The organism is Citrobacter sp. RHBSTW-00944, from assembly GCF_013615435.1.
Lineage (GTDB): Bacteria > Pseudomonadota > Gammaproteobacteria > Enterobacterales > Enterobacteriaceae > Citrobacter > Citrobacter braakii.
This window is the reverse complement of the sequence record NZ_CP055418.1, coordinates 1920340-1946305: the sequence shown is the minus strand read 5'-3', so window position 1 is coordinate 1946305 and position 25966 is coordinate 1920340. Positions and strand designations below refer to the sequence as shown.

The following is a 25966-nucleotide window of genomic DNA, read 5'->3' as shown; positions in this document are numbered from 1 at the left end:
GCACTTTTCAGCAACTTCTGCTGGCTCGATTCAGGAAGAAATAATGTTAAGGCGGTCAAATTTAGACCTCAAAGGTATTTTAAAGGTATTATCGAATGGTACTATCAGTGCGTACCTTACCTGTCATGAAGGATTTAAAGATGAAAACTACAGTTAAGCTGTCGTTCATGATGTTTGTAGAGTGGTTTATCTGGGGCGCCTGGTTTGTACCGCTGTGGCTGTGGCTGAGTAAAAGTGGCTTTAGCGCCGGGGAGATCGGCTGGTCCTACGCCTGTACCGCGATTGCTGCGATCCTGTCGCCCATCCTGGTCGGTTCTGTCACTGACCGTTTTTTCTCCGCGCAAAAAGTGCTGGCGGTGCTGATGTTCGTCGGCGCTATTTTGATGTACTTCGCCGCCCAGCAAACCACCTTCAGCGGATTTTTCCCGCTGTTACTGGCCTATTCGTTGACCTATATGCCGACGATTGCGCTGACCAACAGTATCGCTTTTGCCAACGTCAGTGATGTTGAGCGTGATTTCCCGCGCATCCGTGTGATGGGGACCATTGGCTGGATCGCCTCTGGTTTGGCCTGCGGTTTCTTACCGCAAATGCTTGGCTATAGTGACATCTCCCCTACCAATATTCCTCTGCTTATCACTGCCGGAAGCTCCGCTCTGTTAGGCGTCTTTGCGTTCTTTTTACCGGATACGCCGCCGAAAAGTACCGGCAAAATGGATTTCAAGGTCATGCTGGGTCTGGATGCGCTGATCCTGCTGCGGGATAAGAACTTCCTCGTCTTTTTCTTTTGCTCTTTTCTGTTCGCGATGCCGCTGGCGTTCTATTACATCTTCGCCAACGGTTATCTGACAGAAGTCGGGATGAAAAACGCCACCGGCTGGATGACGCTGGGCCAGTTCTCTGAAATCTTCTTTATGCTGGCGCTACCGTTTTTCACCAAACGCTTTGGCATTAAAAAGGTATTGCTGCTTGGTCTTATTACTGCGGCTATCCGCTATGGATTTTTCGTTTACGGCGGCGCGGAAGAATATTTCACTTACGCTCTGCTGTTTCTCGGCATTCTGCTGCACGGCGTCAGTTACGACTTCTACTACGTCACAGCCTACATTTATGTCGATAAAAAAGCGCCCGTACATATGCGCACCGCGGCGCAAGGGCTTATCACCCTCTGCTGTCAGGGATTCGGTAGCCTGCTCGGTTATCGTCTGGGCGGCGTGATGATGGAAAAAATGTTTGCTTATCAGGAACCGGTGAATGGTCTTACCTTTAACTGGGCTGGCATGTGGGGATTTGGCGCAGTCATGATCGCCGTCATTGCCGTAATGTTTATGATTTTCTTTCGCGAGTCAGATAAAGAAATCACCGCCATTAAGGTGGACGATCGCGATGTAGCGTTGAAACAAGGGGAAGTAAAATGAAAGCAGAACGTATTCTCGGTGCTCTTTATGGGCAGGCGTTAGGGGATGCGATGGGTATGCCGTCGGAACTGTGGCCAAGAACCCGGGTTAAAGCCCATTTCGGTTGGATCGACCGTTTTTTACCCGGCCCTGCGGAGAATAATGCCGCCTGCTATTTTAACCAGGCGGAGTTCACTGATGACACCTCCATGGCACTGTGTCTGGCTGATGCCCTGCTTGAGTGCGACGGAGAGATTGTACCCGACGTTATTGGCCGCAATATTCTGGCCTGGGCCGAACGTTTTGATGCTTTTAATAAAAACGTGCTCGGCCCGACCTCAAAAATTGCGCTAAAAGCCATTCGCGACGGCAAACCTGTCGCCGAACTGGAAAATAACGGCGTTACCAACGGAGCGGCAATGCGCGTTTCACCGCTGGGATGCCTGCTCCCCGCGCGCGATCTCGATGCCTTTATCGATGATGTGGCATTAGCCTCCAGCCCGACACATAAATCGGATTTGGCTATCGCTGGCGCAGTGGTGGTCGCATGGGCGGTATCACGCGCTATCGATGGCGGAAAATGGTCAGAGATTGTCGACGCGCTGCCAGCCATTGCCCGAAATGCGCAGCAAAAAAGGATCACTACCTTTAGCGCATCGCTCTCTGCACGCCTTGAACTGGCGCTGAAAATTGTCCGTAACGCTGACGGCATTGAGTCTGCCTGCGAGCAGTTGTATCAGGTTGTGGGGGCCGGAACCAGTACCATTGAATCCGTGCCATGCGCCATCGCTATGGTTGAGCTGGCGCAGACCGATCCTAACCGCTGCGCCATTCTGTGCGCGAACCTCGGGGGCGATACCGACACCATCGGGGCGATGGCAACTGCCATTTGTGGCGCGCTCCACGGCGTAAGTGCGATTAATCCGGCATTGAAACATGAGCTCGATGCAGTAAATCAGCTGGACTTTATCCGCTACGCCAGTGGATTGATGCGACTGCGCGAGCAGCGGGAGGCACTATGAGCACCACGCGTCTGCAACAACTTCTCCCGCAGTTACGCACACAGCGACCCGTTACGGTGGTGGGTGCGGCGGTGATTGATGTCATTGCCGATGCGTATGCCCTTCCCTGGCGCGGATGTGACATTGAACTCAAACAGCAAGGGGTGAACGTTGGCGGCTGCGCGCTCAATATCGCCGTAGCACTCAAGCGGTTAGGTATCGACGCCAGTAATGCTTTACCGCTGGGTCAGGGGGTGTGGGCCGATATTATCCGCAACCGGATGGTAAAAGAGGGACTGCACAGCCTGATCGATAACGCCGCAGGCGATAACGGCTGGTGTCTGGCTCTGGTCGAGCCGGATGGCGAACGTACCTTTATGTCCTTTAGTGGCGTCGAAAATCAGTGGAACGCTGACTGGCTGGCACAGCTGGAGATCCCACGTCACAGCCTGGTTTATCTCTCGGGCTATCAGTTAGCCTCACCGTGTGGTGAGTTGCTGGTGCATTGGCTGGAAGGGCTGGAGGACGTGACGCCGTTTATCGATTTTGGCCCACGCATCGGCGACATTCCCGAGCCCTTACTGGCAAGAATTATGGCCTGCCGTCCACTGGTATCGCTCAATCGGCAGGAGGCGGAAATTGCCGCCGAGCGGTTTGCATTAAGCCAGGATATAGAAGGTTTTGGCGCACAATGGGTGCAACGTTTTGCCACACCGGTGGTGGTACGCCACGATAAAGACGGTGCGTGGTATTTCAGCACCCAAACTTCCGGTTGCGTACCGGCATTTGCGACAGCGGTCGTTGATACTATTGGCGCAGGTGACAGCCACGCTGGCGGCATACTGGCGGGACTGGCGTCTGGCTGGTCGCTGGCTGACGCGGTACTGCTTGGAAACGCCGTGGCGTCCTGGGTGGTAGGGCATCGCGGGGGCGATTGCGCCCCTACGCGCGAGGCGTTACTCCTCGCACACAAACACGTATAGATCGCTTCGACAATAGCTGATGCTGTATTCAATGGGCCGTTGCTGCTGGTCAAGCGCTACCTGCTTGATCACCAGCACCGGCACTTTGCTGTCCATTTGAATGTGCGCCTGGAACTCTGCGTCAGGCATTCGGGCACTGACACGTGAGCGGGTGCGCTGCGGGAAAATATGCTGGCTGCGAAAATAGTCATACAGTGAAACGCCGATGGCATCCACGTCATGGATTAGATGGGCAGGAACCCATGACTCTTCAATAGAAACCGCATCTTCATCTACGTAGCGAATGCGCTTGAGCAGGAAGACGTCACTCCCCGTGGCAACAGCCAGCTGCTGCGCTACCTCTTCCGGGCAAGGCACAATCCGCTTGTTAACCCACAGCGTATCTGGTTTTTTACCGCGCAACACCACCTGCTGTGAAAAACCACGCGCTTCTTTTAGCGAATACTCGAAGATGTTGTTGATCTGCGTCCCGTAACCGCGGGCGCGCGTCACGACACCTTCTTCTTCCAGGGCCTGCATCGCCTTACGAACCGTAATTCGCGAAACGCCGGTCAACTGGCTGAGATCGCGCTCGCCGGGCAGGATGTTTCCATGCTCCAGAATCCCGCTGCGCACAGCGTTTTTCACCGTTTGCGCAAATTTCATATACAGCGGCGTGTTATCTGCCGCGGAAATACGTTCATTCAGTTGCGCGATAAGCTGGGTATGCGCTTGTTCCATTTATCTTTTTCCTGCAGCCGTTTCTGCAGCCAGTATACTCATTACCACCACGCGTGGAAATGATGCACCGGACCAATTCCCTCACCGACTTCCAGGGTGTCGGCCTGCGCCAATGCCGCTGAAAGCCACAACTTAGCTTCCTGCACTGTCTGTGCCCAGTTGTCATGGCGCGGACGCAGCGCCGCCAGCGCCGCCGATAGCGTACAGCCAGTACCGTGGGTATTTTTGGTCATCACCCTTGGCGCGGTAAAACGCTGCTCGCCATCACGGGTGAAGAGCCAGTCGGGGCTTTGCGCATCCTCCAGATGACCGCCTTTCATCAACACCGCCTCGCAACCCAGCGCCCGCAGCGCCCTTCCCTGCTCTAACATCTCCTGCTCAGTCTGCGCGTGGGGAGCCCCGAGCAGCGCCGCAGCTTCGGGTAAATTTGGGGTGATAATCGAAACCTGCGGCAGCAAATGGGTACGCAGTGTTTCAACCGCCGAAGGAGACAGCAACGGATCGCCGCTTTTCGCCAGCATCACGGTATCCAGCACGACATTTTGCACCCGATGGCGACGCAAACGTTCGGCGACCGCTTCAACAATATCCGTTTCCGCCAGCATACCGATTTTAGTGGTGTCGATACGCACATCACTGAACACCGAATCCAGTTGTGCGGCGACAAAGTCAGGTTCAATGCGATACACCGACTGCACCCCGCGCGTATTTTGCGCCACCAACGCCGTGATAACCGAGCAGCCGTAAGCGCCAAGCGCCGAGAACGTTTTTAAATCGGCCTGAATACCTGCGCCACCGCTTGGATCGGTTCCGGCAATGGTTAATGCGTTAATCCGTTTCATAGTTGCTCCTGCGCGTTCAGGTTATAGAGGGCGTCGATAAATGCCGGGACAAAACTGCCCGGTCCGGTTGATTGTTGAGTGGCTATTTGTCCGGCCTGTTTCATCCAGCTACAGGCAGAGGCGACGTTATCAAGCCGGTCACCGTGCAGGGCGCAGCTGGCTGCAACGACCGCCGACAGCGCGCATCCGGTGCCCACCACGCGCATCATCAACGGATCACCGCCGTTCACGCAGACGGTACGCTGACCATCGGTGACATAGTCAATTTCGCCGGTAACCACGACAATGGTCCCAACCTGACGAGCCAGTGCCTGCGCTGCAGGAAGCGCAGCGGCTGCCGTATCGGTCGTATCCACGCCGCGTCCCCCACCGTTCATACCCGCCAGAGCCAGTATTTCCGAAGCGTTGCCGCGGATAGCTGCAGGCTGTAGCGCCAACAAATCCAGACAGAAGCGACGACGAAACTCCAGCGCCCCCACGGCAACGGGATCGAGCGTCCACGGGGTTTTAGCAAGTTGTGCCCGCTCAACTGCGGCGCGCATCGCCGTAGCCCGTTCCCGGGTTAAGGTGCCGACGTTAATCAGTAATGCACTGGCAATAGCCGCGAACTGACTGGCTTCCTCGGGCTCGATTACCATTGCAGGTGATGCGCCCAGCGCCAGCAGCGTATTGGCCGTAAAGCTTTGCACGACCTCGTTGGTCATGCAGTGTGTGAGAGGGGAAAGCGTTCTAAATTGGTGTAAGGTGTGAGCCGCGAGTGTGCGGCTGTGCAGGTCAGGCTGCATGGTTCAGCTCCTGCCCGCGCGAAGAAGGGACACGAGCAGTGTCAGACTTCCCTACGCTGGCATTATCCAGATCAGGTGGTACGGGTATTTCTCAGCCTTCACCAGGAAGGGCACCCCGAGTCATTTAGTTACATAAATTCCAATAATATTAACAGCGTAGAGGAAGTAGCTTGCTAAAGCAAGCCCCTGACCGGCGTCCTGTAAACATCCCGCATAATCGTGCCATTCACATCTAGAGATATCTTCCAGCATACTCAATCTGCCAACGAAGGAGATCGCTATGCGTAAAGCCCGTTTTACTGTGCATCAGATCATCGCCGTGATTAAGTCGGTTGAAGGAGCCGTAGGTTCTTTCACATTAGAAATCATTCAAGTAAATTTTACTCACAACTATAGTTTCTGTTCAAAGGACAGAAGAAAAGAAGGGTTTTAATCAGTGAATAAAATAATTAACCTGAATCATTTCCAAGTTTGTATTTCACCCATGAAACCAATGAATATCATTTGAAGCATTCATAATCTAAATAATTGACCACGCATCGGCCGATAATAATATAAACTTTTTACTTCATGAAGGTTTTACATGAGAGAATTTAGGCTTATCCGGGCATGGGATGCCGGATGGGAGCTAGCCCCTGAGGATTTTCAGCATATACTGATCCCTTTCAGAGCTTTCGATGAATCACGAATCTATTACGAATTAGACGCAGAAGAGTATCACTATACAAAAGTACCCTCTATTTATGATATACCAGAAAGGAAACGGAACATTGTTTATGTTACTCATCCATATAAGAGGAAGCAACGAGCTATGGCTGATGAGGTATATGACAATACACAACGCAACATAGATGAAGGCTGGTTCATTGGGATTAATAAATCTCGTAATTGGAATTATTACTGGAATCATTTTTATTTTTGGGCTGTGCCAACTGGTTCAATTTATCTGCTAAATTAATTATTAGGAATTTAAATGAGTAATAATATTAGTGAAATCCTGAATGATTTGAAAAGCAAAATGACCAACTGGAATTATCCAATAGAAGAGCCTATCACAGACCAATACATTGTGAGTATAAATAAGCGAAAATCAACTTCTATCTTAAGTCCAACGCTTGATAAGCTAGGTGATGAAGTTTGCTTATTATTAGTAAATCAACCTGACTATGTTACATTTTTAGAAACAATGGATGGATTTGAATTTGATGGTTTAATCTTATTTAGCCTATCCATACAAGAGCCATTAGTAAGAAACTTGTTTATTATGAATGATTTTTATAGGGATAATGATGATTACATCAATCCTGATTTAAGTGAGCGATTAGTGATTGGCAATGATAGTATCTCTATATTTACTTACGATAGTAAAACAAACCTTTTTGAAATTAGAGATAATGTAGGCACCGAAAATGTCTTTGGATCATTCCCTAACTTTACAGATTTCTTATCAGAAATATTAGATACAGTAGCTTAAATTATGGAGGGGCTACAATGCCCCTTTTACTTATTAATTTTTAGCTAAAGAGTCATTTTGTTAATTACAAAAAATGAACTAGATGAATTCGGTGAACTAGCAGATCAATTCATTATCAGTAGCGATCATGCTTCATTAATTGCACTTCACTAAAAACGTTTTATAATCCCCCCATCCTTTATATGAAACACATTATCTATATTGCTTAGATAACTGTCATTCCGAACTCTTTAATTATTGTAGTACAGAGTGGTACTCAGATAATTTAATGAATGCCATTATCTATTACAGGAAGGCATTACATACAATTCCAAAAGCCGATTGGATAGAGCACGAGAAAAATATTGAAGCTTATAACAACCTTAGGTCAATGGTTGAAACCAATTTAGCTAGTCGTCTTTCTTCACAAGGGAGAACATTAAAGAACCATACCCTGTTCAAAGAATAGATTTACCTAAATCCTACATTTGCATAAATGAGGGGGTGATTGATACTCTTACCCCTACAATTACATCCAATAATACAATTATTTGTAACGGCTTTGTATGGCTTCTATCCTTCTCCAAAGCTATTAGTGTGAAATGCCTGTTTTATCACTAGGAAATATTCTGCTCCGAATTATTTTAAATATCTTTATCTGATCTGAATCAAAACTTTATGACTTTAATTATCCAACCGTTTACCGCTGCGATAAAATTAAAATCGTATAGTTAAATTTATATATATGTCCGTTACCCAACGTTCATCCGGTGCTTCCGGATTGAACTGCCGCTGGAGCCTGTTGGCGTCACGATACTGGCCTCCCCTTTACGCGCTCGTAGGCTTCGGTCCCCGACCTGAGCCTTTTCCCGGGACACTTCATCAGCCGCCAGACCCGATTAATCGCACACTGTTGTTCGCTATCTTGCAGTTCGTGATGGATCTTGCGCTCGAGATTGTCGTAATTCTGTACATTCATTTACACTTTTTACGAAATGACTGGCGTGAACACAAAAAAGTTCTTGTCAGATGCCCTATAAGCCAGGAATGATACACGACTGATGTTGATGACCCGAACAGGTAAAGAGGATGGGTATGAAGAATAAAATGTTGCTGGGTGCACTCCTGCTTGCAAGCAGCGTCGTCTGGGCCGCGCCGGCCGCAACAGCTGCTCCCACCGGAATTGATAAGTATGAGTTGAGCGGTTTCATCGCCGACTTTACCCATTTTAAACCTGGTGACACGGTCCCACCGCTGTACCGTACTGACGAATATGCGATTAAGCAATGGAACCAACGCAACCTGCCTGCCCCTACCGCCGGTACCCACTGGACCTACATGGGTGGTGCGTACGTGCTGATCAACGATGCTGACGGTAAGATCATTAAAGCCTACGACGGCGAGATTTTTTATCATCGTTAATAGAAAAAACACGTACTTTCAACAAGAAAGTACGTGAAATACCCGCAAATCAATTAGTCATAAGATACTGCAAATATCACTTTACTTTGTACTTCACAAGGCAGTAATGATTCCCCTGTCACGCGAATATATTTCGCAGTGATAGGGAAAGTGTACTGATTACTGATTGCTTCCAGTTTGGTCATTCTGTTCATCAGATTATCCCCCTGTTTTAGAGGAGAAGTCGCGGTGCCATTATATATCTGGAACCCCACCCCTTTGGCGCCATTCGCTATCGTGTTTTTTAGTATTTTCCCGCTTTCATCCCAGACACCGCGCACCACCTTAAAAGTTACGGGATTGGTGGTGACGTTATATATACTTTCGCAATTCAATACCAGATTTGTGGAACCCGATTTGGTATTATTAACCGTGAGCATCTCATTTAATGTGGTATCTGGCATTTTAATTTCGTATCGGGGTAATGAAAACTGACACGTGATGGGTTTATGCGTTACTGTAAAGCTTAAATTCTACTTACTGAAAAATCATTGCTGGTCCAGATGTCATATCTAGATTAATTGTCGTTAACCCATCATTTTTATCTGAAATATACACCCGGCATCAGCGCTATAGGTGGGTTCAGTTACCCGACCATTGATATTCAAGGTGGCAGTATCTGTGGCGAAAGCAGAAGCGCTCATTCCATAAGCCAAAGTAATAACTCCCAAGAATAATTTTTTTTCATTACGTTCATTATTCCTGTATCGGTTGGGAAACAGCACACAAGCCGTCTTTCCAGTAGATTATGGATTAACTGCCTCGCTAAGACTAATTGAGATTGTAGATTAATTCGACCAATTTGATCAATTTAAATGATGAATTGAGGGCGTTTATTCAGAAAAAGAGATGAATTATACAGTCCGGATAAATAATTGAGTGAGATTTTTCATCCAATATATTCACTGAATCAATTCATTATTGATTCAGTGAATATTTTTAACGCTATTAATTACACCGCGCGGAAGGCAATTTCACCCGGAATCACTTCCCCTTGCCAGTAGAGCTGGGCAGCGACACGTCCTGCCAGGTCGCGGTAAATGGCGGTAAATTCGCTGTCAGGACGGCTGATGACCGTCGGCGTACCACGATCCAGGTCTTCACGCAGAGAAATATGCAGCGGCATCTGTCCCAGCAGTTGGGTGTGATACTGCTCAGCCAGTTTCTGCGCGCCACCGGTGCCGAAGATTGGCTCGTGATGACCGCAGTTGCTGCAAATATGCATACTCATATTCTCAACAATACCCAGCACTGGCACTTCGACTTTTTCGAACATCACGATGCCTTTTTTCGCATCGATCAGCGCGATGTCCTGCGGAGTGGTCACCACAACCGCCCCCGTGACCGGAATGTTTTGCGCCAGCGTCAACTGGATATCACCCGTACCCGGCGGCATATCCAGTACCAGGTAATCAAGATCCGGCCATAAGGTTTCTTGCAGCATCTGCAGCAGGGCTTTGCTGGCCATCGGGCCACGCCACACCATCGCATTATCGTCAGTAACCAGATAACCAATAGAGTTTGTCGCCAGGCCGTGAGACATGATCGGCGCCATGTGGGTACCGTCTGGAGAGGTAGGACGCTGGTTTTCCGCACCGAGCATCGTCGGGATTGACGGGCCATAAATATCGGCGTCCAGAATCCCTACCTTCGCCCCTTCGGCAGCCAGCGCCAGCGCCAGGTTCACGGCAGTAGAGGATTTACCCACGCCACCTTTACCCGAACTGACGGCGATGATGTTTTTTACACCATTAATGCCCGGCTGGTTTTTCACGCGTTTCAGCGTCGCAATGTTATGCGACAGTTTCCAGTCGATCGCTTTCGCACCAGTAATACGCAGCAGATCGGCGCTACATTGCTCTTTTAAGTCCTCAAACGCGCTCTGCCAGACAAACGGCATGACCAGCTCAACGTGCAACGTGTCATCCATCCAGGCGACGTGATGCAACGCTTTAAGCGTCGTCAGATTATGCTTCAGGGTTGAATGCTGAAAATTCGCCAGCGTCCCGGCAACCATCGCGCGCAGGGTCTCTGGTGATTTGGCCTGGGATTGTGCGTTCATCCCGACTCCTTTTTGTTGTTCTGAAAATACAATAGTCACCAGGTAGTTTACTCCAACCGCAACAATTATTCATTTACGGATAAATGCCCTTATCGCTTGGCGCAGTAATTACCATTTTGGTACTATCAAAGCCCTTTTCACTACAAAAGAAGTAATTGCTCACTATGACTCAAGTCGCGAAGAAAATTCTGGTAACGTGCGCGCTGCCGTACGCCAACGGCTCTATCCACCTCGGCCATATGCTGGAGCACATCCAGGCTGATGTCTGGGTCCGTTACCAGCGAATGCGCGGCCACCAGGTTAACTTCATCTGCGCGGACGACGCACACGGTACGCCAATCATGCTGAAAGCACAGCAGCTTGGGATCACGCCAGAGCAGATGATCGGTGAAATGAGTCAGGAGCATCAGACTGATTTTGCGGGTTTTGACATCAGCTATGACAACTACCACTCTACGCACAGCGAAGAGAACCGTGAGCTGTCTGAGCTGATTTATACGCGCCTGAAGGAGAACGGTTTTATTAAGAACCGTACTATCTCCCAGCTTTACGATCCGGAAAAAGGCATGTTCCTGCCGGACCGTTTCGTTAAAGGCACCTGCCCGAAATGTAAATCTCCGGATCAGTACGGCGATAACTGTGAAGTCTGCGGCGCAACCTACAGCCCGACCGAACTTATCGAGCCGAAATCCGTCGTTTCTGGCGCGACGCCGGTAATGCGCGACTCCGAACACTTCTTCTTTGACCTGCCGTCATTCAGCGAGATGCTGCAGGCTTGGACACGCAGCGGCGCGTTGCAGGAGCAGGTCGCCAACAAAATGCAGGAATGGTTCGAATCCGGCCTGCAGCAGTGGGATATTTCCCGCGATGCCCCATACTTCGGTTTTGAAATCCCGGATGCGCCAGGCAAGTACTTCTACGTCTGGCTGGACGCACCAATTGGCTATATGGGTTCGTTCAAAAACCTGTGCGATAAGCGCGGCGACACGACCAGTTTTGATGAGTATTGGAAGAAAGATTCCAACGCTGAGTTGTATCACTTCATCGGTAAAGACATCGTCTACTTCCATAGCCTGTTCTGGCCGGCGATGCTGGAAGGCAGCAACTTCCGTAAGCCGACCAACCTGTTTGTACACGGTTATGTGACGGTAAACGGTGCGAAGATGTCCAAATCTCGCGGTACCTTCATTAAGGCCAGCACCTGGCTGAAGCACTTTGACGCCGACAGCCTGCGTTACTACTACACGGCGAAGCTTTCTTCGCGCATTGATGACATCGACCTGAACCTGGAAGACTTTGTCCAGCGTGTAAACGCCGATATCGTCAACAAAGTAGTCAACCTGGCATCACGTAACGCAGGCTTTATCAGCAAGCGTTTTGACGGCGTACTGGCTGCTGAACTGGCCGACCCGGCGTTGTATAAAACCTTCACTGACGCTGCTGCGGTGATTGGCGAAGCATGGGAAAGCCGTGAATTTGGTAAAGCTATCCGTGAAATCATGGCGCTGGCCGATGTGGCAAACCGCTACGTTGACGAACAGGCTCCGTGGGTCGTTGCTAAACAGGAAGGCCGCGATGCCGACCTGCAGGCGATCTGCTCCATGGGTATCAACCTGTTCCGCGTCCTGATGACTTACCTGAAACCGGTTCTGCCAACGCTTGCTGAACGTGTAGAAGCTTTCCTGAACAGCGAGCTGAGCTGGGATGCTATTAAGCAACCGCTGCTCGGTCACAAGGTCAACACCTTTAAGGCGCTCTACAATCGCATCGACATGAAACAGGTTGAAGCGCTGGTGGAAGCGTCGAAAGAAGAAGTGAAGGCCGCTGCCGCACCAGTAACCGGCCCGCTGGCGGATGACCCGATTCAGGAAACCATTACCTTTGACGATTTCGCCAAAGTTGACCTGCGTGTAGCATTGATTGAAAACGCCGAGTTTGTGGAAGGTTCTGACAAACTGCTGCGTCTGACGCTGGATCTCGGTGGCGAGAAGCGTAACGTCTTCTCTGGTATTCGTTCTGCCTATCCGGATCCGCAGACCCTGATTGGACGTCAGACCATTATGGTTGCTAACCTGGCACCTCGTAAGATGCGCTTCGGTATTTCTGAAGGGATGGTCATGGCGGCAGGTCCTGGCGGGAAAGATATCTTCCTGTTAAGCCCGGACGAAGGCGCAAAACCTGGCCAACAGGTGAAATAAATCAGACATCTCGAGCGCTGCAACTGCAGCGCTTTTTTTTTTGCTGAGGGATTTACCTTTAATCTTAAACACACTCCCCCACTCCATTTTCGGACTGCTTAGCCATCGCTATTAGATTTATTCTATACTGCTCTGCTATTAAGGCCGCCCGGCCCCATCATATTCATTAGAATTATTATTTAGCATTCGATATTCATAAAATGGAGTTTTACATGACAGCGTTACAAAAATTAGTTTCTCTCGCCGCGGCATCGGTTGTGGTTTTTTCCCTGGCGGGTTGTGGTGAAAAAGAAGAGACGAAAACATTCAATGCCAATCTTAACGGTTCGGATATCACCGTCTCTTACACCTATAAAGGTGACAAAGTTCTGAAACAAAGCTCCGAAAGTAAAATCAGCTATGCGTCTGTCGGCGCCAGCAATAAAGAGGAAGCCGCAAAAGTATTCGACGCGTTAAGCGCTAAATATCAAAATATTGCAGGCGTAGAAGAAAAGCTCACCTATACAGATACCTACGCGCAGGAAAATGTCACTATCGATATGGAAAAAGTCGATATAAAAGCGTTACAGGCAATTTCCGGGATGAAGCTTTCTGAGAAAGCCGATAAAAATATCAGCATGAAGCAAATGCAAACGGTAATGGAATCGGCAGGTTTTAAAGAGGTGAAATAACATCCTGGCGACCCGAAATTCATCGCGGTCGCCAGCGTCGTTTTACGCTTTCGTTTTGTGCACTCGCGACGTCAAACCCCGCAGGAAATAACGCAGAAACTGATCGCCGCATTCGCGATAGTTCTTATGGTCCGGCGCGCGCATCATGGCGGTAATTTCCGGCATCGACACACGAAACTTCTGCTCGGTCATAATGGCCAGAATATCATCGGTTTTCAGCGAAAAGGCGATACGCAGCTTTTTCAGCACCGTATTGTTGTTAACACGACGCTCAAGCGCCAGTTCCGGCGCAGAATCGTCTTTACCACGCAGATGATAAATCAGACCGTTTAAAAATCCGGAGAGAATGATATCCGGGCAGCGAATAAACCCGGCTTCATCTTCTTTTGTCATCCAGGTATCAAAACCTGCGGAGGTGGATTCCATGTCAGCAAGCGCAAGAATACGCACCATGTCGTTATTGTTCGCTTTCAGGGTGTAGCGCAGGCTACGAAGAATATCGTTACTTAGCATAGAGCCTTCAACTGTCGGTGATGCAATGGCGCGCAGTGTATCAGTTTTACAGTCCAATCGCCTCTTTTAGACTTTTAAGATAACGGCGACTTACCGGAACTGTCAGCCCGTTGCGTAAAATCAGTTCGGCCTGACCGTTTTCTTCCAGACGGATCTCCCGCAATTGCGCCATATTCACCAGATACTGCCGATGGCAGCGCAGTAAAGGTGTACGGCTTTCCAGCGTTCTGAGCGTCAGTTCGGTGAAACCTTCTTTACCATCGCTGCTGGTCACATACACGCCGCTCATGCGGCTGCTGATAAACGCCACGTCATCCATTTGCAGCAGATAGATTCGGCTGTGGCCGCTGCACGGAATAAACTTCAGCGCCTGCTGATTCTCCGGCAGTAGCGATACATCCTGTTTTGTGCGCTCCTGACGCAAACGGCTCAGCGTTTTTTCCAGTCGCGCCTCTTCAATCGGTTTGAGAAGATAATCAAACGCGTGTTCTTCAAAAGCTTTCACCGCATATTCATCAAACGCAGTAAGGAAAACAATATACGGACGATGCTCAGGATCAAGCATGCCAACCATTTCCAGACCGCTGATACGCGGCATCTGAATATCAAGGAACAGGACATCCGGACGCAGTTTATGTACCGCGCCGATGGCTTCCACCGCATTCGAACATTCGCCGACGATCTCGATGTCGCTTTGCGCCTGCAACAGGATCCGCAGATTCTCCCGCGCTAACGGTTCGTCATCGACAATCAGCACTTTGATCATGCCAGTTCCTCCAGAGGAAGTCGTAAAGTGATTCGGGTAAAGCGGTCAGGTTCACACGCTACGCTGATGCCAAAATCGTCGCCAAACCGCTCGCGCAGTCGTTTATCAACCAGATTCATACCCAATCCGCTGGCCTCAGACGTTGGCTGATACAACCCGGCGTTATCTTCAATATCCAGCATCAGATACTGCCCTTCGCGGCGGGCGGTAATCGACACTTCGCCGGTATCCAGTAGCTGAGAGGTACCGTGCTTAATGGCATTCTCCACAATAGGTTGTAGGGTAAAGGCAGGTAATTGCTGATACGAAAGCGCATCTGGCACCGTTAAAGTCACCTGCAGGCGCGACTGAAATCGCGCCTTTTCAATTTGCAGATAGGCATTAACGTGCTCAATTTCATCAGCCAGCGTCACAATCTCCGACGGACGTTTTAAGTTTTTGCGAAAGAACGTCGACAGATACTGCACCAGTTGGCTGGCCTGCTCGCTATCACGTCGGATCACGGCTTTGATGGTGTTGAGCGCATTAAACAAAAAATGGGGGTTCACCTGTGCATGCAGGAGTTTGATTTCCGACTGCGTGAGCATCGCTTTTTGCCGCTCATACTGCCCGGCCAGAATCTGCGCCGAAAGCAACTGGGCGATCCCTTCCCCCAGCGTGCGGTTGATCGAGCTAAAGAGGCGGTTTTTGGCTTCATACAGTTTGATGGTTCCCATCACCCGCTGGTTTTCCCCCCGCAAAGGGATCACCAGCGTCGAGCCTAATTTGCATTGCGGGTGCAAAGAGCAGCGGTAAGGGACTTCATTCCCATCGGCATACACCACCTCTCCGGTTTCTATCGCCCGTTGGGTGTACGACGACGAAATAGGTTTTCCGGGTAGATGGTGATCGTCACCAATGCCGGTAAATGCCAGCAGCTTCTCGCGGTCGGTAATTGCCACAGCACCGATATCCAGCTCTTCATACAGCACCTGAGCGACCTTCATGCTGTTAACCTCGTTAAACCCCTGGCGCAAAATACCCTCCGTTGAGGCGGCAACTTTGAGCGCAGTGGCGGAAAAAGCAGAGGTATATTTTTCAAACATCGCCCGTTTATCGAGCAAAATACGCATAAATAAGGCTGCGCCCACGGTATTCGTCACCATCATCGGCGCGGCGATATTACTGACCAGCCGAAACGCATCGTCAAACGGCCGGGCGATTAACAAGATGATCAGCATCTGCACCAGTTCGGCGACAAAAGTAATGGCACCCGCGGTCAGTGGGCTAAAGACTTTATCGGTACGGCCACGACGGGTGAGCACGCTGTGCACCAGCCCGCCGAGCAAACCTTCCACAATGGTCGAAATCATGCAACTGAGCGCCGTCATTCCGCCCATTGAATAACGATGTAAGCCACCGGTTAGGCCGACCAAACCGCCGACCACCGGGCCGCCAAGCAGCCCACCCATCACCGCGCCGATAGCTCGGGTATTAGCAATAGAATCATCAATGTGCAGCCCGAAATAGGTGCCCAAAATGCAGAAAATGGAAAAGGTAACGTAGCAAAGCAGCTTGTGCGGGAGCCGGATCGTGACCTGCATCAGCGGGATAAACAAACGCGTTTTGCTCATGAGCCACGCGATAACGAGAAACACACACATCTGCTGAAGCAGCAGCAACACCAGATTAAACTCGTACATACCTGCCAACCACACATCACTTAAAAGCGCGTAACATACATGGGCTGCGCGTAACTTTCTTTGAAGTGTTGCAAAAAAAAAGGAATTTGTGAGAACGATCACTCGAAAGCGCGAGCATGACTACAAATTCACCCATTTGTTGATCAAAAAACAGACAAAACTACCTGGTTCGCAAAAGAGCGTCTAAAGTAAAACTGGGACCTCGCGAGCATAAGTGAGACGACGATGGCGCTTTACACAATAGGTGAAGTGGCTTTGCTTTGTGATATCAACCCTGTCACTTTACGCGCGTGGCAGAGGCGTTACGGATTACTGAAACCGCAGCGAACAGACGGCGGGCATCGCCTGTTTAACGACGCGGATATCGACCGAATCCGTGAGATAAAACGTTGGATAAATAACGGCGTTCAGGTCAGTAAGGTAAAAATGTTGCTCAGCAATGAGAACATTGATGTGCATAACGGCTGGCGCGAACAGCAAGAGACGCTGTTGAGCTATTTGCAAAGTAATAATCTGCATAGCCTCAGGATGTGGATCAAAGAGCGCGGTCAGGATTATCCCGCACAAACGCTCAACACCCATTTGTTCATTCCGTTACGCCGCCGCCTGCAATGTCAGCAGCCGATCCTGCAGGCGTTACTGGGGATCCTCGACGGTGTCCTCATCAACTACATCGCGATTTGTCTGGCCTCGGCGCGCAAGAAACAGGGGAAAGATGCCCTGGTTGTCGGCTGGAACATTCATGATACCACCCGCTTATGGCTGGAGGGTTGGGTAGCCAGCCAGCAGGGATGGCGCGTTGACGTCCTCGCCCACTCGCTAAACCAATTGCGACCGGAACTGTTTGAAGGCCGAACCTTACTGGTCTGGTGCGGCGAAAGCCAAACGCCTGCTCAGCAGCAACAACTGAACGAATGGCGCGCGTTAGGTCACGATATTTATCCGCTCGGTATTTAAAGCCAACCAGGATCGGCTCTTAATATTCTGTTAACAAACGTGTACAATCCTTAGATTCACATAAGGAGTGCATAATGAGCGCAGCTAAAATCGGTGTCATTACCCTCTTCCTGCTGATGGCCATCGGCGGTATCGGCGGCGTCATGCTGGCAGGCTACACATTCATTTTACGTGCCGGGTAAGGTGCCTCGCTAATCGCTCAAACCCGCGGTCAACTATCACCGCAGCCAGCGCGACCAGCAGCGCCCCCTGAATCACATAGGCGGTATTGAACCCGCTCAGGCCGATGATAATCGGCGTGCCCAGCGTGTTCGCCCCGACGGTTGACGCGATCGTAGCGGTGCCGATATTAATAATCACCGACGTGCGAATTCCCGCCAGAATAACTGGTGCCGCCAGCGGCAACTCCACTTTCCGCAGCCGCTGGCCCTGACTCATGCCCATTCCGCTGGCGATATCCATCACGCTGGGAGAAATTCCGCCGAGTCCCGCCAGAGTTGCCTGCAAGATTGGTAACACGCCATACAAAATCAGCGCGATAATCGCGGGTTCAAGCCCAAACCCCATCACCGGTACGGCGATCGCCAGCACGGCGACCGGAGGAAATGTCTGCCCCACGGCGGCAATCGTTTCCACCATCGGCCTGAATTCCGCGCCCCAGGGCCGGGTTACCGCTATTCCCGCTCCGGTGCCAATAATGACGGCAATAAGGCTTGAAATCCCCACCAACGCAAAATGACTCAACGCCAGCGCCGTAAAACTTTCCTGCTGATACACGGGACGCGGCAGCGCCGGAAATAGCGAACTAAACAGGGCCTGACTGTGGGGCAACCCCACCAACAGGATCAGAAACAGCGCAACAAGCCATAGCAATGGATCAGCAAGACGTTTCACGGGTCGGCGTCTCCGAAAGCAAATCGCGAAAATGAAGCGTCCCGCAGGGCAACCCCTGCGGCGTCACGACCGGCAAGACATCGCAACCACGCGCCACGAACACCGACAATGCATCACGTAGCGTCATCTCATCCACCAGCGGCTCGCCGTCTGAGTGTTCGCCGCGACGGATAAAATCCCCTACCGTACGCAGCGACAACAGCCTTACGCCCAGTTCACTGCGGCCAAAAAAAGTTTGCACGAAATCATTCGCTGGCGCAGTGAGCATCGACAGCGGCGTGCCTTGCTTCACAACTTTTCCCGCATCCATCAAAATCAGATGCTCCGCCAGTCTCAGCGCCTCGTCGATATCATGCGTCACCAGCACAATGGTACGTCCCAATAAACGATGGATACGCGTCATCTCCTGCTGCAGCGCGCCGCGGGTGACCGGGTCCAGCGCGCCAAAAGGCTCATCCATCAGTAGCACCTGTGGATCTGCGGCCAACGCACGCGCAACTCCAACCCGCTGCTGTTGTCCGCCGGAAAGCTGATGCGGATAACGGTGACGTAAACTCGCCTCGAGGCCCAGCAGCGCCATTAGTTCATCTGTTCGGTCATCAATACGTGAACGTGACCACTTTTGCAGCTGCGGTACGGTGGCAATATTCTGCGCGACGGTCCAGTGGGGAAACAAACCAATAGACTGAATCGCGTACCCCATGCGCCGTCGTAACTCCAGCACCGGCAGGCTGCGGATCTCCTCCCCGGCGAAACGGATCTGCCCGCTGTCATGTTCAACCAGCCGGTTGATCATCTTTAGCGTGGTAGACTTGCCCGAACCTGACGTGCCAATTAATACCGAAAAGCTGCCCTCTCCTAACTGCAGGTTAAGGTCGTCGACAGCTTTTTGTTGGCCATAGGTTTTACTGACATGGCGAAATTCAATCATTATTCGATACCTTTAGCAGCGCGATCCCTAAATCAAACAGCGCATCAATCAACACAGCCAGCACAACGACCGGGATCACGCCCAACAGCACTAAATCAACAGCGCTACTGAGCAATCCCTGAAAGACCAGCGCGCCAAATCCCCCTGCACCAATCAGCGCGGCTATCACCGCCATCCCCACCGTCTGGACCATCACCACTCGCAAACTGCGCAAGAAGACCGGCAGCGCCAGTGGAAACTGCACCGAGATAAACCGCTGACGCGCGCTCATCCCCATCGCCCGGGCGCTTTCAAGTACATCGCGTGGAACCTGATTCAACCCGGCCACTACGCCGCGAACCAGCGGTAAAAGCGCATACAGCACCAACGCAATAAGCGCAGGCGTCAGACCGGTTCCCGCTACGCCAAGCGAACCCAGCAAGGGAAAGTGCTTCACCAGTCCGGCAAGCGGCGCAATTAACAGGCCAAACAGCGCGACGGAGGGAATAGTCTGGATGATGTTCAGTACCGCGAATACCGGCCCCTGACGGGAGACAGAAAAAGTACACCAGACGCCCAGCGGCACGCCAATGAGCAGCGCGGGCACCACGGTAGCGAACAGAATCGTCAGATGCTGCGCCAGCGCGTCGTTAAAGACATCCTGGCGATTGGCATATTCTTTAAGCAGAGAAAGATCGTTAAACGTACCGGAGAGCAGTAACACCAGCGGCAAAATAAATATTTGTGCGTGCAATAACCAACGCCACGACGCCCGTTCGGTGATGCGACGAATGGCGTCACTGGCTGCCAGCAGCATCAGTCCCAGCCCTAACCAGAACCCGCTGCCCAGGCTGGTTCTGGCCAGCGGGCTACCCGTCTGGGCCAAATACGTTGCCGTTGTGCCGGCGATGACCAGCGCCGCAATCACCAACAGTTGGCTAACGATAAGCGTCAATATATTGCCGGATTTTCCCGGTACAAAGCACAGAAGAAACAGCAACACACAGGCCGCCGCTAATCCCCATGCCATGTCGGGTTGGATATCCCAGAGTTGACGACCTTCACCGGAAACCAGGCGATTGGGAGCATAGCTAATGAAAGGAAGCGCTGCCGCCGCGATGGTAAGAAACACCAGCAGCAACAGCACCCGATTTACTGAAATATTCGACAAAACACCCACCTGCTGCAAACTCCGTTACTTCACCCATCCTTTTTGCTTCAGGTAGTCTGCTGCGACTTTTTTCGCATCCAGCCCCTCCACGGCGATACTGGCATTCAGCCGTTGCAGCGTTTTTTCATCCAGGCTGGCAAATACCGGTTGTAGCCATTCTGCCATTTGCGGGTAGTCCTGCAGCACCGATTCACGCACAACGGGCGCTGGCGCATAAATGGGCTGGACCCCTTGCGGATCGCTTAATGTTTGCAGACCAAGCGCCGCAACCGGACCATCGGTACCGTAGGCCATCGCTGCATTGACCCCTGAGGTCTGCTGCGCCGCCGCTTTAATCGTCACCGCGGTATCCCCCCCCGCCAGCGACAACAGCTGATTCTGATTCAGTTTGAAATCATAGGCTTTTTCAAAGGCAGGCAGCGCGTCAGCCCGTTCAATAAATTCCGCAGAGGCGGCAAGTTTGAACGTCCCCCCGTCTTTCAGGTAACGGCCTAAATCGGCAAGAGACTCAAGCTTATTCTTTTGCGCGACATCCTGGCGAACCGCAATGGTCCAGGTGTTGTTGGCGGGCGCAGGCGTTAGCCAGATCAGCTTATTTTGCTCTGCGTCCAGCTTTTTCACTTTGTCATAACCAGCCTGCGCATTTTTCCATGCAGGATCATTCTCATCTTTAAAAAAGAATGCGCCATTGCCGGTATATTCCGGATAAATATCCAGTTCACCGGAGGTGATTGCCCCACGCACCACCGGAGTGGTACCCAGCTGTACTTTATTAACGGTTTTCACGCCGTGACTTTCGAGCACCTGCAAAATAATGTTGCCGAGCAGCGCCCCTTCGGTATCTATTTTTGAACCGACCGTGACGGGTGACGCGGCCTGTAAGGGCAAGCTGATCGCGGCTAATAACGCCAGCGAACCCACCCAAACTTTTGAAATTATCATGCTGCACTCCTCATTCTTTTACGGCCCTTTTCAGAGACTTGAGGAAAAAGCATAGTCGAAAAATCAAGCCTTAACCTGGCAATTGGGTAGTAACACTGAGAGTTACTCGCGGTAAGGCGATAATACAATAAAAAAAATCCGGCAAACCCAAAGTGAGTTTACCGGATGGTACGATTTCGCAGGCCTGATAAGCGTCACGCTATCAGGCATGATATCAATTACTACAGCAGTTCAAATTCGCCCTGCTTCACTCTGGCAGAATCCACGCCGATAAAGACGTTGAACTTGCCCGGTTCGGCATCGTATTGCATACGCTGGTTCCAGAATTTCAGCGCTTCAACATCAATTGGGAAGCTAACGGTTTGGGTTTCACCCGGCTTAAGATTCACCTTCTCAAAACCTTTCAGCTGTTTTACCGGACGACTCATTGAAGCGGTAACATCCTGCAAATACATCTGAATCACCGTCGCACCTTCGCGTTTGCCGGTGTTGGTCACCTGCACGCTGGCCGTCACGGTCCCGTCACGCTTCATCGTCGGAGAAGAGAGTTTCACATCAGAAACCGTGAATGTGGTGTAGCTCAGGCCATAGCCAAAGGGATACAACGGACCGTTCGCTTCGTCAAAGTAGCGCGACGTGTACTTATTCGGCTTATCGGCATTATACGGGCGACCGGTATTGAGATGGCTGTAATAGACCGGGATCTGTCCGACAGAGCGCGGGAAAGACATCGGCAACTTGCCTGACGGGTTGTAATCGCCAAACAGCACATCGGCGATGGCGTTACCGCCTTCCGTTCCGGCAAACCAGGTTTCGAGGATCGCATCGGCCTGTTGATCTTCCTTAACCAGCGCCAGCGGACGACCGTTCATCAGTACCAGAACCAGCGGCTTACCCGTGGCTTTCAGCGCGGTAATCAGGTCACGCTGACTCTGCGGAATGGTGATATCGGTGCGGCTGGAGGCTTCATGCGCCATTCCCTGCGCTTCACCAACTACCGCGACGACTACGTCAGACTGCTTCGCGGCGTTAACGGCTTCATCAATCATCGCCTGCGGTGAACGCGGGTCAACCTTCACCGCCTCTTCATACTGGTTGAGGAAGTCGACAATGCCTTTGTCGTTGGTGATGTTCGCCCCTTTGGCGTATACCACTTTGCCCTGCTCGCCGATGGCATTTTTAATCCCCGTCAGCACCGTTACCGACTGATCGGCAACCCCGGCAGCAGACCAACTGCCCATCACATCACGCTTGCTGTCGGCCAGCGGACCGACAACCGCTACGGTGGCGGATTTTTTCAGCGGCAATGTTTCCAGACGGTTTTTCAGCAGCACCAGGCTTTCACGCGCCACTTCACGCGCCTCTTTGCGGTGCAAACGGCTTTCCGCGTTGGTGTCCTGCGGGTCAGATTCTTTAGCCCCCAGATGGCTGTACGGATCGTTAAACAGCCCCATATCATATTTCACGTTCAGCACATGACGCGCAGCGTCATCCAGCTCCGCCATCGTCACCTTACCTGACTTAATCAACCCCGGCAGGTATTTGCTGTAATACTCATCGCTCATGCTCATGTTGATGCCGGACTTGATCGCCACACGCACCGCATCTTCAGGATCGGCGGCGGTACCGTGCTTAATCAGTTCCTTAATCGCGCCGTGATCGGAAACGGTAATGCCCTTAAAGCCCCACTCATCGCGCAGCACGTCTTTTAACAGCCATGCATCCGAAGTCGCCGGCGTACCGTTCAGCGAATTAAGCCCCACCATCACCGCACCGCTACCGGCGTCCAGTCCAGCTTTGTACGGTGGCATATAGTCGTTGAACAAACGCTGCGGGCTCATATCGACGGTGTTGTATTCCTTGCCGCCTTCAACCGCGCCATAGGCGGCATAGTGCTTGACGCTGGTCATCACCGAATAGCGATCGGCAGGGCTTTTACCCTGCATCGCTTCCACCATGGTTTTGCCCATCGTAGCGGTCAAATACGTATCTTCGCCAAACCCTTCCGAGGCGCGGCCCCAGCGCGGATCGCGCGAGACATCGACCATCGGCGCCCAGGTCATATTCAGACCATCATCGGCGGCTTCATACGCAGACACTCGACCAACGGTTCTGACCGCATCGAGATTAAAGGAGGATGCCAGACCGAGGCTTATCGGGAATACGGTACGCTGACCGTGCAATACGTCGTAGGCAAAAAAGAGAGGGATTTTCAGGCGGCTGAGATCCATCACCTGATCCTGCATTTTGCGGATATCCTGGCGCGTGACGGTGTTAAAAATTGCCCCAACCTGCCCGTCTTTGATCATCTCGCGGATGGCTTCTTTCGGGTTATCAGGCCCGACGCTTATCAAACGCAGTTGCCCAATCTTCTCATCCACGGTCATCTGCTTGAGTAAATCGGTAACGAAGGCATCCCGCGCTTCTGGCGTCAGTGGATGGTTACCAAACAGAGTGTCCGCCAACGCTGGTTGTAATGCCAGACTCACCGCGACACCTACAGAACATAGCCATTTCATGTTGATTCTCTCTTTATTTTTTCCCGACGAGGCAGCGAAAATATAACAAAAACCGCAGTTTGCCGTAAGACTAAACGGGAGCGATAAAGAAAGCTAAGGTTATTCTCCTAATTTTCGAAACCAGCGCGAATCAGTAAAAGACGAACCAGAGACAATATGAATGAGAAAGCGTATTGTCATACAAAGCGCTATGCTTGTTCCTGATATTGAGTCCCACCACAAGGAGTGGAGAATGTCTTCCATTACAACAGATAATAAAGCTTTCCTGAATGAACTGACCCGTCTGGTGGGTCATTCACACCTGCTGACAGAACCTGCTAAAACCGCCCGCTATCGCAAGGGATTCCGCTCCGGCCAGGGCGATGCGCTTGCCGTCGTGTTCCCCGGGTCGCTTTTAGAACTGTGGCGCGTTTTGAGCGCCTGCGTCGCCGCGGATAAAATTATCCTGATGCAGGCCGCTAACACCGGCCTGACCGAAGGGTCTACGCCGAGCGGTAATGATTACGACCGCGAGATTGTCATTATCAGCACCCTGCGTCTTGATAAGCTGCACGTCATCGGCAAAGGTGAACAGGTGCTGGCCTATCCAGGAACCACGCTCTATTCGCTGGAAAAAGCACTCAAACCGTTTGGCCGTGAGCCGCATTCGGTAATCGGATCTTCCTGTATCGGCGCTTCGGTTATCGGTGGCATTTGCAACAACTCCGGCGGCTCGCTGGTACAGCGCGGCCCGGCATACACGGAGATGTCGCTGTTTGCGCGTATTGACGAACAGGGAAAATTACAGCTGGTTAACCATCTGGGTATTGAGCTGGGCCAGACCCCGGAGCAGATCCTGAGCAAACTGGATGACGAGCGTATTCGAGATGACGATGTTCGCCACGACGGGCGTCACGCGCACGATCACGACTACGTTACCCGTGTCAGAGATATCGACGCAGACACGCCCGCACGCTATAACGCCGACCCGGATCGCTTGTTTGAATCGTCCGGTTGTGCAGGCAAGCTCGCGGTCTTTGCCGTGCGTCTGGACACCTTCGAAGCCGAAAAAAACCAGCAGGTCTTTTACATCGGCACCAACCAGCCAGAGGTGCTGACGGAGATCCGCCGTCATATTCTGGCAAAATTCGAGCATCTGCCGGTCGCCGGTGAATATATGCACCGCGATATTTACGACATCGCTGAGCAATACGGCAAAGATACGTTTCTGATGATCGACAAGCTCGGCACCGACAAAATGCCGTTCTTCTTCACCCTGAAAGGCCGCACCGATGCGATGCTGGAAAAAGTGAAAATTTTCCGTCCTCACTTCACCGACCGGGCAATGCAGAAATTTGGTCATTTGTTCCCCAGCCACTTACCGGCGCGCATGAAAAGCTGGCGCGATAAGTACGAGCATCACCTGCTGTTAAAAATGGCCGGTGGCGGCGTGGCTGAAGCCCAAAACTGGCTAAGCGAGTATTTCAAAACCGCTGAAGGCGACTTCTTTGCCTGTACGGCGGAAGAAGGCAGCAAGGCGTTCTTGCACCGCTTCGCGGCGGCTGGCGCGGCTATTCGTTATCAGGCCGTACATGCGGATGAGGTGGAAGATATTCTGGCGCTGGATATCGCGCTGCGTCGTAACGACACCGAATGGTACGAGCATCTGCCTCCAGAGATCGACAGTCAACTGGTGCACAAACTCTATTACGGTCACTTTATGTGTTACGTCTTCCATCAGGATTACATCGTGAAAAAGGGCGTGGATGCGCATGCGCTCAAAGAGCAGATGCTGGAACTCCTTCGCGAGCGTGGGGCGCAGTATCCGGCAGAGCATAACGTCGGGCATCTGTATCAGGCACCGGAAACCTTGACCCGTTTTTACCGTGAGAATGACCCCACCAACAGTATGAATCCGGGTATCGGGAAAACGAGTAAGCAGAAGTTCTGGAAAGAATCGTAAACCTGAAAAAGATAAGCGCTACCGGGCATGTTGCCGGGGCGCTTTGCTTGCCCGGCCTACTGCTACATTCGCTATGCGTAGGCCGGATAAGACATCT

The 25966-nt window shown here is 51.5% G+C and carries 24 protein-coding genes, 3 pseudogenes and 1 riboswitch; of the genes and pseudogenes, 12 read left to right on the top strand and 15 right to left on the bottom strand.

Annotated features, from left to right (window positions below; translation table 11 throughout):
- The first annotated feature begins 140 nt into the window (after positions 1–140).
- The 3 genes from HV334_RS09250 to HV334_RS09240 are packed head-to-tail and all read left to right on the top strand — an operon-like array spanning position 141 to position 3381.
- Positions 141–1418: a nucleoside permease gene (locus HV334_RS09250; protein ID WP_016153674.1), complete on the top strand. Its 1278-nt coding sequence runs from the start codon at positions 141–143 to the stop codon at positions 1416–1418.
- Positions 1415–2419: an ADP-ribosylglycohydrolase family protein gene (locus HV334_RS09245; RefSeq protein ID WP_181221526.1), complete on the top strand. Its 1005-nt coding sequence runs from the start codon at positions 1415–1417 to the stop codon at positions 2417–2419. The genes HV334_RS09250 and HV334_RS09245 overlap by 4 nt, the downstream gene beginning before the upstream one ends.
- Positions 2416–3381: a PfkB family carbohydrate kinase gene (locus tag HV334_RS09240; RefSeq protein WP_181221524.1), complete on the top strand. Its 966-nt coding sequence runs from the start codon at positions 2416–2418 to the stop codon at positions 3379–3381. The genes HV334_RS09245 and HV334_RS09240 overlap by 4 nt, the downstream gene beginning before the upstream one ends.
- On the opposite strand, the gene HV334_RS09235 is transcribed toward HV334_RS09240, so the two are convergent.
- From HV334_RS09235 to thiM, 3 genes are read right to left on the bottom strand one after another with little or no spacing between them, the layout of a single operon-like run.
- Positions 3355–4101 carry a GntR family transcriptional regulator gene (locus HV334_RS09235; RefSeq protein ID WP_016153677.1) on the bottom strand — a complete coding sequence of 249 codons (747 nt, stop codon included), beginning with the start codon at positions 4099–4101 and terminating at the stop codon, positions 3355–3357. The two genes, HV334_RS09240 and HV334_RS09235, sit on opposite strands and share 27 nt — an antisense overlap.
- A gap of 41 nt (positions 4102–4142) precedes the next feature.
- Positions 4143–4943, bottom strand: a complete 801-nt coding sequence (thiD, locus tag HV334_RS09230; protein WP_016156956.1) for a bifunctional hydroxymethylpyrimidine kinase/phosphomethylpyrimidine kinase — start codon at positions 4941–4943, stop codon at positions 4143–4145.
- Positions 4940–5728 carry a hydroxyethylthiazole kinase gene (gene thiM, locus HV334_RS09225; RefSeq protein ID WP_181221522.1) on the bottom strand — a complete coding sequence of 263 codons (789 nt, stop codon included), beginning with the start codon at positions 5726–5728 and terminating at the stop codon, positions 4940–4942. The genes thiD and thiM overlap by 4 nt, the downstream gene beginning before the upstream one ends.
- 31 nt (positions 5729–5759) lie before the next feature.
- Positions 5760–5856: riboswitch (TPP riboswitch) on the bottom strand.
- A gap of 152 nt (positions 5857–6008) precedes the next feature.
- Here thiM and HV334_RS09220 point away from each other — a divergent pair.
- From HV334_RS09220 to HV334_RS09210, 3 genes are all read left to right on the top strand, one after another.
- Positions 6009–6161, top strand: a complete 153-nt coding sequence (locus tag HV334_RS09220; protein WP_181221954.1) for a hypothetical protein — start codon at positions 6009–6011, stop codon at positions 6159–6161.
- A 150-nt stretch (positions 6162–6311) separates the two neighbouring features.
- Positions 6312–6686, top strand: coding sequence for a hypothetical protein (locus HV334_RS09215; RefSeq protein ID WP_181221520.1), 375 nt, complete (start codon positions 6312–6314; stop codon positions 6684–6686).
- A 15-nt stretch (positions 6687–6701) separates the two neighbouring features.
- Positions 6702–7202, top strand: coding sequence for a YrhA family protein (locus tag HV334_RS09210; protein WP_141895416.1), 501 nt, complete (start codon positions 6702–6704; stop codon positions 7200–7202).
- Between the two features lie 723 nt (positions 7203–7925).
- On the opposite strand, the pseudogene HV334_RS09205 reads toward HV334_RS09210, so the two are convergent.
- Positions 7926–8130: pseudogene (locus tag HV334_RS09205) on the bottom strand (IS3 family transposase); the annotation flags it as partial.
- Positions 8131–8270: 140 nt separating this feature from the next.
- Between HV334_RS09205 and HV334_RS09200 the strand changes: the two are divergent.
- A complete protein-coding gene (locus HV334_RS09200) occupies positions 8271–8603 on the top strand; it encodes an RcnB family protein (RefSeq protein WP_019077205.1) in 333 nt (110 codons plus the stop codon).
- A 53-nt stretch (positions 8604–8656) separates the two neighbouring features.
- On the opposite strand, the pseudogene HV334_RS09195 reads toward HV334_RS09200, so the two are convergent.
- The 3 genes and pseudogenes from HV334_RS09195 to apbC all read right to left on the bottom strand — a co-directional run.
- Positions 8657–9127, bottom strand: a pseudogene (locus HV334_RS09195) (fimbrial protein); the annotation flags it as partial.
- Between the two features lie 78 nt (positions 9128–9205).
- Positions 9206–9364: pseudogene (locus HV334_RS25485) on the bottom strand (DUF2574 family protein); the annotation flags it as partial.
- A 230-nt stretch (positions 9365–9594) separates the two neighbouring features.
- Positions 9595–10704, bottom strand: coding sequence for an iron-sulfur cluster carrier protein ApbC (apbC, locus tag HV334_RS09185; protein WP_016153686.1), 1110 nt, complete (start codon positions 10702–10704; stop codon positions 9595–9597).
- A 164-nt stretch (positions 10705–10868) separates the two neighbouring features.
- On the opposite strand from apbC, the gene metG reads away from it, so the two are divergent.
- Both metG and HV334_RS09175 read left to right on the top strand, forming a co-directional pair.
- Complete coding sequence (gene metG / locus HV334_RS09180) at positions 10869–12902, top strand: methionine--tRNA ligase (RefSeq protein ID WP_181221519.1); 2034 nt, start codon at positions 10869–10871, stop codon at positions 12900–12902.
- A 212-nt stretch (positions 12903–13114) separates the two neighbouring features.
- Complete coding sequence (locus HV334_RS09175) at positions 13115–13573, top strand: YehR family lipoprotein (RefSeq protein WP_141875420.1); 459 nt, start codon at positions 13115–13117, stop codon at positions 13571–13573.
- 42 nt (positions 13574–13615) lie between these two features.
- On the opposite strand, the gene HV334_RS09170 is transcribed toward HV334_RS09175, so the two are convergent.
- Genes HV334_RS09170 through HV334_RS09160 form a run of 3 tightly spaced genes read right to left on the bottom strand, consistent with a single transcriptional unit; the run spans position 13616 to position 16534 of the window.
- Positions 13616–14086, bottom strand: coding sequence for a DUF1456 family protein (locus tag HV334_RS09170; RefSeq protein ID WP_016153689.1), 471 nt, complete (start codon positions 14084–14086; stop codon positions 13616–13618).
- 46 nt (positions 14087–14132) lie between these two features.
- On the bottom strand, positions 14133–14852 hold the full coding sequence (gene btsR / locus HV334_RS09165; RefSeq protein ID WP_016153690.1) for a two-component system response regulator BtsR: 720 nt from the start codon (positions 14850–14852) through the stop codon (positions 14133–14135).
- Positions 14849–16534 carry a sensor histidine kinase gene (locus tag HV334_RS09160; protein WP_016153691.1) on the bottom strand — a complete coding sequence of 562 codons (1686 nt, stop codon included), beginning with the start codon at positions 16532–16534 and terminating at the stop codon, positions 14849–14851. Before HV334_RS09160 ends, btsR begins: the two co-directional genes overlap by 4 nt.
- A 225-nt stretch (positions 16535–16759) precedes the next feature.
- Here HV334_RS09160 and mlrA point away from each other — a divergent pair, with 225 nt between their 5' ends.
- Both mlrA and HV334_RS09150 read left to right on the top strand, forming a co-directional pair.
- Positions 16760–17491 carry an HTH-type transcriptional regulator MlrA gene (mlrA, locus tag HV334_RS09155; RefSeq protein ID WP_016153692.1) on the top strand — a complete coding sequence of 244 codons (732 nt, stop codon included), beginning with the start codon at positions 16760–16762 and terminating at the stop codon, positions 17489–17491.
- A gap of 74 nt (positions 17492–17565) precedes the next feature.
- Positions 17566–17673 (top strand): protein YohO, encoded by a 108-nt coding sequence (locus HV334_RS09150; protein WP_003027354.1) that lies wholly within the window; start codon positions 17566–17568, stop codon positions 17671–17673.
- Here the strand turns inward: HV334_RS09150 and HV334_RS09145 are convergent.
- The 5 genes from HV334_RS09145 to bglX form a co-directional block, all read right to left on the bottom strand.
- Positions 17654–18385: an ABC transporter permease gene (locus tag HV334_RS09145; protein ID WP_181221512.1), complete on the bottom strand. Its 732-nt coding sequence runs from the start codon at positions 18383–18385 to the stop codon at positions 17654–17656. The two genes, HV334_RS09150 and HV334_RS09145, sit on opposite strands and share 20 nt — an antisense overlap.
- Positions 18369–19316 (bottom strand): ABC transporter ATP-binding protein, encoded by a 948-nt coding sequence (locus HV334_RS09140; RefSeq protein ID WP_016153694.1) that lies wholly within the window; start codon positions 19314–19316, stop codon positions 18369–18371. The genes HV334_RS09145 and HV334_RS09140 overlap by 17 nt, the downstream gene beginning before the upstream one ends.
- Positions 19309–20475, bottom strand: coding sequence for an ABC transporter permease (locus HV334_RS09135; protein ID WP_016153695.1), 1167 nt, complete (start codon positions 20473–20475; stop codon positions 19309–19311). The genes HV334_RS09140 and HV334_RS09135 overlap by 8 nt, the downstream gene beginning before the upstream one ends.
- 15 nt (positions 20476–20490) lie before the next feature.
- Complete coding sequence (locus HV334_RS09130) at positions 20491–21408, bottom strand: ABC transporter substrate-binding protein (RefSeq protein WP_016153696.1); 918 nt, start codon at positions 21406–21408, stop codon at positions 20491–20493.
- Between the two features lie 221 nt (positions 21409–21629).
- Positions 21630–23927: a beta-glucosidase BglX gene (gene bglX, locus HV334_RS09125; RefSeq protein WP_016153697.1), complete on the bottom strand. Its 2298-nt coding sequence runs from the start codon at positions 23925–23927 to the stop codon at positions 21630–21632.
- A gap of 232 nt (positions 23928–24159) precedes the next feature.
- Between bglX and dld the strand changes: the two genes are divergently transcribed.
- Positions 24160–25869 (top strand): D-lactate dehydrogenase, encoded by a 1710-nt coding sequence (dld, locus tag HV334_RS09120; RefSeq protein WP_016153698.1) that lies wholly within the window; start codon positions 24160–24162, stop codon positions 25867–25869.
- The last annotated feature ends 97 nt before the right edge of the window (positions 25870–25966 follow it).

Bases quoted from the DNA above. Each gene is read 5' to 3' on its own strand.
- thiD (WP_016156956.1), bottom strand. From the start codon at position 4,943: ATGAAACGGATTAACGCATTAACCATTGCCGGAACCGATCCAAGCGGT.
- HV334_RS09235 (WP_016153677.1), bottom strand. From the start codon at position 4,101: ATGGAACAAGCGCATACCCAGCTTATCGCGCAACTGAATGAACGTATT.
- HV334_RS09130 (WP_016153696.1), bottom strand. From the start codon at position 21,408: ATGATAATTTCAAAAGTTTGGGTGGGTTCGCTGGCGTTATTAGCCGCG.
- thiM (WP_181221522.1), bottom strand. From the start codon at position 5,728: ATGCAGCCTGACCTGCACAGCCGCACACTCGCGGCTCACACCTTACAC.
- HV334_RS09200 (WP_019077205.1), top strand. From the start codon at position 8,271: ATGGGTATGAAGAATAAAATGTTGCTGGGTGCACTCCTGCTTGCAAGC.
- HV334_RS09175 (WP_141875420.1), top strand. From the start codon at position 13,115: ATGACAGCGTTACAAAAATTAGTTTCTCTCGCCGCGGCATCGGTTGTG.
- dld (WP_016153698.1), top strand. From the start codon at position 24,160: ATGTCTTCCATTACAACAGATAATAAAGCTTTCCTGAATGAACTGACC.
- HV334_RS09160 (WP_016153691.1), bottom strand. From the start codon at position 16,534: ATGTACGAGTTTAATCTGGTGTTGCTGCTGCTTCAGCAGATGTGTGTG.
- apbC (WP_016153686.1), bottom strand. From the start codon at position 10,704: ATGAACGCACAATCCCAGGCCAAATCACCAGAGACCCTGCGCGCGATG.
- HV334_RS09170 (WP_016153689.1), bottom strand. From the start codon at position 14,086: ATGCTAAGTAACGATATTCTTCGTAGCCTGCGCTACACCCTGAAAGCG.
- HV334_RS09240 (WP_181221524.1), top strand. From the start codon at position 2,416: ATGAGCACCACGCGTCTGCAACAACTTCTCCCGCAGTTACGCACACAG.
- HV334_RS09210 (WP_141895416.1), top strand. From the start codon at position 6,702: ATGAGTAATAATATTAGTGAAATCCTGAATGATTTGAAAAGCAAAATG.
- btsR (WP_016153690.1), bottom strand. From the start codon at position 14,852: ATGATCAAAGTGCTGATTGTCGATGACGAACCGTTAGCGCGGGAGAAT.
- HV334_RS09140 (WP_016153694.1), bottom strand. From the start codon at position 19,316: ATGATTGAATTTCGCCATGTCAGTAAAACCTATGGCCAACAAAAAGCT.
- metG (WP_181221519.1), top strand. From the start codon at position 10,869: ATGACTCAAGTCGCGAAGAAAATTCTGGTAACGTGCGCGCTGCCGTAC.
- HV334_RS09250 (WP_016153674.1), top strand. From the start codon at position 141: ATGAAAACTACAGTTAAGCTGTCGTTCATGATGTTTGTAGAGTGGTTT.
- HV334_RS09220 (WP_181221954.1), top strand. From the start codon at position 6,009: ATGCGTAAAGCCCGTTTTACTGTGCATCAGATCATCGCCGTGATTAAG.
- HV334_RS09150 (WP_003027354.1), top strand. From the start codon at position 17,566: ATGAGCGCAGCTAAAATCGGTGTCATTACCCTCTTCCTGCTGATGGCC.
- mlrA (WP_016153692.1), top strand. From the start codon at position 16,760: ATGGCGCTTTACACAATAGGTGAAGTGGCTTTGCTTTGTGATATCAAC.
- HV334_RS09245 (WP_181221526.1), top strand. From the start codon at position 1,415: ATGAAAGCAGAACGTATTCTCGGTGCTCTTTATGGGCAGGCGTTAGGG.
- bglX (WP_016153697.1), bottom strand. From the start codon at position 23,927: ATGAAATGGCTATGTTCTGTAGGTGTCGCGGTGAGTCTGGCATTACAA.
- HV334_RS09215 (WP_181221520.1), top strand. From the start codon at position 6,312: ATGAGAGAATTTAGGCTTATCCGGGCATGGGATGCCGGATGGGAGCTA.